This window comes from Streptomyces sp. KLMMK (genome assembly GCF_036961605.1).
In the GTDB taxonomy this organism is placed as follows: domain Bacteria; phylum Actinomycetota; class Actinomycetes; order Streptomycetales; family Streptomycetaceae; genus Streptomyces; species Streptomyces telluris.
In genome coordinates, this window is sequence record NZ_JBAMDC010000441.1 from 1 (window position 1) to 4998 (window position 4998).

Consider the following 4998-nt stretch of genomic DNA (forward strand, 5'->3'; position numbering starts at 1 on the left):
TCCGCACCTGCACGGCGCGGGAGAGGCGGTCGTGCAGGCCGCGGGTGTCGCGGTCCCAGATGACGGCCGGGATGACCACGGCGAGGAGTACGCTGCGGAGCAGGACGCGGGGCAGCGAGAGGCGTCCGCCGTCCTCGCTGATGACGCGCAGCCCGAGGAGACGCTTGCCGGGGGTGCAGCCGATCGTACCGACAGTGACGACACTGAGTACGAAGAAGATCAGCAGGGCCCAGTTGCCCGCCTGCTGGGGCTTGCCGTCCGCGAGGAGGGCGTAGGCGATGAGCATGCACAGCGCCCAGTCGATGAAAACGGCGCCGAAGCGCCGTCCGAGCGGGGCGATGGAGCCGGGCCCGTCCGCCGGGAGCCCGAGGCGCTCGCCCCGGTGCCCGAAGTCCACGCCCATCTCCTCGGCGGCCGCGCGCGGGCCGGAGAGCCATGAGCCGATTGCTTGCCTGTTGTCCACCCGTCCACGGTACTGCGCCCGCATTCGTTCCCTTCGGCCCGGGGTCGCACGTCCGCGTCCCGCGCCGCGCCCGCGGCCGTATGCCGTATCCCCTTCCACGATCACTTCCGTGATCGTTCCGGTGATCACTTCCGTATCCGCTTCCCTATCCGTTTCCGTATCCGCCCCACGACCGTGTTTCAGAGCACGTACCGGCCGCATCCCGGTTAACCTCGGCGAAACAAATGGGTCATGCCCGGGAAATCCCGTCTCTCTAGGGTCGGCCCCAGCGCGCACCACTGCATGGGAACTGCATCTGCGGAGCCTGCACGAATCCGCACAGGGACCGCGCCACCGAAACAACCCCGGCCGTTCACGGGCGGGCTAGGAGGAGTTGGATGTTCCAGAACGGCGACGACGCCAAGAAGTTCATCGCGGACGAGGACGTCAAGTTCGTCGACGTCCGGTTCTGCGACCTGCCCGGCGTGATGCAGCACTTCACGATCCCGGCTGCGGCGTTCGACCCGGCCGAGGAGCTGGCCTTCGACGGCTCCTCGATCCGCGGTTTCCAGGCCATCCACGAGTCCGACATGGCGCTGCGCGCGGACCTGTCGACGGCTCGCGTCGACCCCTTCCGCCGGGACAAGACGCTCAACATCAACTTCTTTATCCACGACCCGATCACCGGCGAGCAGTACAGCCGTGACCCGCGCAACATCGCCAAGAAGGCCGAGGCCTACCTCGCCTCCACGGGCATCGCGGACACCGCGTACTTCGGCCCGGAGGCGGAGTTCTACGTCTTCGACAGCGTGCGCTTCAACACCGCCGCGAACGAGTCCTTCTACCACATCGACTCCGAGGCCGGCGCCTGGAACACCGGTGCGGTCGAGGACAACCGCGGTTACAAGGTCCGCTACAAGGGCGGTTACTTCCCGGCCCCGCCGGTCGACCACTTCGCCGACCTGCGCGCCGAGATCTCCCTGGAGCTGGACAAGGCCGGCCTGCAGGTCGAGCGCCAGCACCACGAGGTCGGCACCGCCGGCCAGGCGGAGATCAACTACAAGTTCAACACGCTGCTTGCCGCCGCCGACGACCTGATGCTCTTCAAGTACATCGTGAAGAACGTCGCCTGGCGCAACGGCAAGACCGCCACCTTCATGCCGAAGCCGATCTTCGGCGACAACGGCTCCGGCATGCACGTCCACCAGTCCCTGTGGACCGGCGGCGAGCCCCTCTTCTACGACGAGCAGGGCTACGCGGGCCTCTCGGACACCGCCCGCTACTACATCGGCGGCATCCTCAAGCACGCCCCGTCGCTGCTGGCCTTCACCAACCCGACGGTGAACTCCTACCACCGCCTGGTCCCCGGCTTCGAGGCCCCGGTCAACCTGGTCTACTCCCAGCGCAACCGCTCCGCCGCCATGCGCATCCCGATCACGGGCTCCAACCCGAAGGCCAAGCGCGTCGAGTTCCGCGCCCCGGACCCGTCCTCGAACCCGTACCTCGCGTTCTCGGCCCTCCTCCTGGCCGGCCTCGACGGCGTCAAGAACAAGATCGAGCCCGCCGAGCCGATCGACAAGGACCTCTACGAGCTCGCCCCAGACGAGCACGCGAACGTCCCCCAGGTCCCGACCTCCCTCCCGGCCGTCCTCGACGCCCTGGAGCAGGACAACGAGTACCTCCAGGCCGGCGGTGTCTTCACCTCCGACCTGATCGAGACCTGGATCGACTACAAGCGCACCAACGAAATCGCCCCGATCCAGCTCCGCCCGCACCCGCACGAGTTCGAGATGTACTTCGACATCTAGACATCGAAAAGGCGCAGCCTGACTCGGCGTCAGAACAACAGCGAGGGCCGCTACCCGCAAGGGATGGCGGCCCTCGCCGGTTTTTCAGGCCCTGTGCGCGGAACCGTGATCAACATATACTTCTGCGGCTCGACAGCCTCTGAGTTGCCGGCGGAGAGGGACACGGGGGCGTGATGGAGCTGCGGGACATCGAGATCTTTCTGGTCCTGGCCGAGGAGTTGCACTTCGGCCGGAGCGCCGAGCGGCTCCTTGTCTCCCAGGCACGGGTCAGCCAGGCCATCAGAAAGCAGGAACGGCGCGTCGGTGCCGCGCTGTTCGAACGCACCAGCCGCACCGTGCGCCTGACCTCCGTCGGACGGCAGCTGCGCGACGACCTGCAGCCGGTCTATGCGGGCCTGCACGAGTCCCTGGAACGCGCCCGGATGGCCGCCCGCGGTGTCACCGGCAGGCTCCGCGTCGGCATGATGCCGTTCAACGTCGTCGACATGCACCGCTACTGGAGGGCCTTCCGCTCGCGGTATCCGCAGTGGGAGCTCGAGATCCGCCAGCTGACGTACATGGATCCTTTCGGCCGGCTCCGTGACGACGACATGGACGTCCTCGTCGCCTGGCTCCCCGTGGAGGAACCGGACCTCACCGTCGGCCCGGTCCTGTGCACGGACACCCGGATCCTCGCCGTGGCCGCCGACCACGAGCTCGCCCGGCGGACGTCGGTGCGGCTGGAGATGTTCGCCGATTTCCAGCACGCCATGGCACCCCGCATGCCGGACTACTGGGAGGACAGCTACCTGCCCTTCCATACGTCCGAGGGCCGGCCGATCGAGCGTGGGCGCCCCGTGACCAACTCGGAGGAGCTGATCAATCGGGTCGGCATGGGCGAGATCGTCCACAGCTTTCCCGGCCATGTCACCCGGCACTGGGGCATGCCGAACATCCGCTGGATACCCGTCACGGACCTGACGGCCTTGTCCTACGCTCTGGTCTGGCGGACCGATGCGGAGAACGAGCTGATCGGCGCTCTCGCCGACACGGTCCGCGAACTCGGCGCACTACGGTTCTGACGCGACCGCTACGTCCCGTACGGCGATAACCGCCGGGTTATCGATCAACGCACGAACTCCGCGTTGATCCGGACACGGCTCTCACGGGAGGCTTGAGGTACCCGGGCAGGCCGGTCGTCGAGGGCCTCGGGCCCCCAGCCGTCTTCCCACCCGGCCGCCCTTCCCGTGATGCCCCGCTCCGTCAGGCGTGGCTTTCCGCTGCCCTGTTCCCGGAGGAACCAGTCATGACGCCACTGCCTGACACGGGCTCACCCGGTCACCGGCACCAGGAGTCAGACAGACGTGCGAGACAGGTTCGACATGACCGTGACGTACGCGATGCACAACGCGTTACGAAGGGAGTTGCACCACCTTGCCCGCGCCACCGCGCGCGCCCACCCCGGTCCCCGGAACGTCCTGCGCACCGCCGCGGGCTGGGAGCTGTTCCGGAGGGCTTGGCATGCCCACCATGCCGCCGAGGACGACGCCCTGTGGCCCTCCCTGCGTCAGGCCCTGTGCGGCCACCCCCTCTCTCTGGTGCGGCTGGAGGCGATCGAGGCCGAGCACGCCGCGCTCGCCCTCCTGCTCGAGGCGATCGACCAGGCGCTGACCGGCCCCGATGCCGGCCCCGATGCCGGGCTCGATGCCGGCCTCGACCTGCTCGGTGAGCTCACCGGCTCGCTGGTCACCGGTCTGCGCGGGCATCTCCGCCACGAGGAGGAGGCCGTCTTCCCGCTGGTCCAGAGCGTCCTGAGCAAGGAGCAGTGGGAGCACTTCGGGCGCGTCCACGCGCAGCGGATCGAGGCCGATGCGGCACGGATCCTGCCGTGGCTCCTGGACGGCGTCGCCGAGCGGACCGTGGCCGCCGTTCTGCGGCAGCTCCTGCCCGAGTCCGCGCACCACGCGTACACGCACCGATGGCAGCCGGCCTACGCGATGCTCGACCGGTGGGGCACCCGGGGCGCTCCGCCCGAACCCCGGCCCTGAACCCTGCTCCCCCAGCAAGTCACCACACCACCACCCGAGACGAAACGTCTCGTTTCCCAGATGGGTACGTCATGAAGGTTCTGCTCACCGGTGCCACCGGCTACATCGGCTCCGCCGTCACCGATCACCTCGCCGCCGCCGGCCACCAGGTCGTCGCGCTCACCCGTGGCGGCGAGCCGCGGCCCGGCCGGGCCTGGCACGCCCAGCTGGCCGGCGACACCGCCGACCCGGCCTCGCTGGCCGGTGCGGTGACCCCCGACATCGAGGCCGTGATCCACCTGGCGCCCCCGAGCGGCGACGCCGACGTCGACACCGCCGTCATCGAGGCGCTCGCCGCTCCGCTGCGCGGCACCGGCCGCCCCTTCGTCTACACCAGCGGCATCTGGGTGCTCGGCGCCACCGGCGAGGCCCGGGAGGTCGGCGAGGACGCCCCGGCCAACCCGATCGGCATCGTCGGCTACCGCCCGCGGATCGAGCGGCAGGTGCTGGCCGAGGCCGCCGAAGGCGTGCGCGCGGTGGTCGTCCGGCCCGGCATCGTGTACGGCCGCGGCGGCGGCATCCCCGCCATCCTGGTCGACCGGGCCCGCCTGCAGGGGGTGCCCGAGTACTACGGCGAGGAGGGCGTGCGCTGGCCGACCGTCCACGTGGACGACCTGGCCGAGCTGTTCGTGGCCGCCGTCGAGCGGGCCGGGGCCGGCACCGTCTGGCACGGCGTCGGCGA

At 69.4% G+C, this 4998-nt stretch carries 5 protein-coding genes; 4 read left to right on the forward strand and 1 reads right to left on the reverse strand.

The features are described 5' to 3' along the window. On the reverse strand, window positions 1–463 hold a 463-nt coding region (locus V7793_RS33170), incomplete at its 3' end, for an RDD family protein (RefSeq protein WP_336013417.1). A gap of 377 nt (window positions 464–840) precedes the next feature. On the opposite strand from V7793_RS33170, the gene glnA reads away from it, so the two are divergent. From glnA to V7793_RS33190, 4 genes are all read left to right on the forward strand, one after another. Beyond that, window positions 841–2250: a type I glutamate--ammonia ligase gene (gene glnA, locus V7793_RS33175; RefSeq protein WP_058044737.1), complete on the forward strand. Its 1410-nt coding sequence runs from the start codon at window positions 841–843 to the stop codon at window positions 2248–2250. Window positions 2251–2423: 173 nt separating this feature from the next. Then, on the forward strand, window positions 2424–3311 hold the full coding sequence (locus tag V7793_RS33180) for a LysR family transcriptional regulator (protein ID WP_336013420.1): 888 nt from the start codon (window positions 2424–2426) through the stop codon (window positions 3309–3311). A 282-nt stretch (window positions 3312–3593) separates the two neighbouring features. Beyond that, complete coding sequence (locus tag V7793_RS33185) at window positions 3594–4277, forward strand: hemerythrin domain-containing protein (RefSeq protein WP_336013418.1); 684 nt, start codon at window positions 3594–3596, stop codon at window positions 4275–4277. Window positions 4278–4348: 71 nt separating this feature from the next. Then, on the forward strand, window positions 4349–4998 hold a 650-nt coding region (locus V7793_RS33190; RefSeq protein WP_336013419.1), incomplete at its 3' end, for an NAD-dependent epimerase/dehydratase family protein.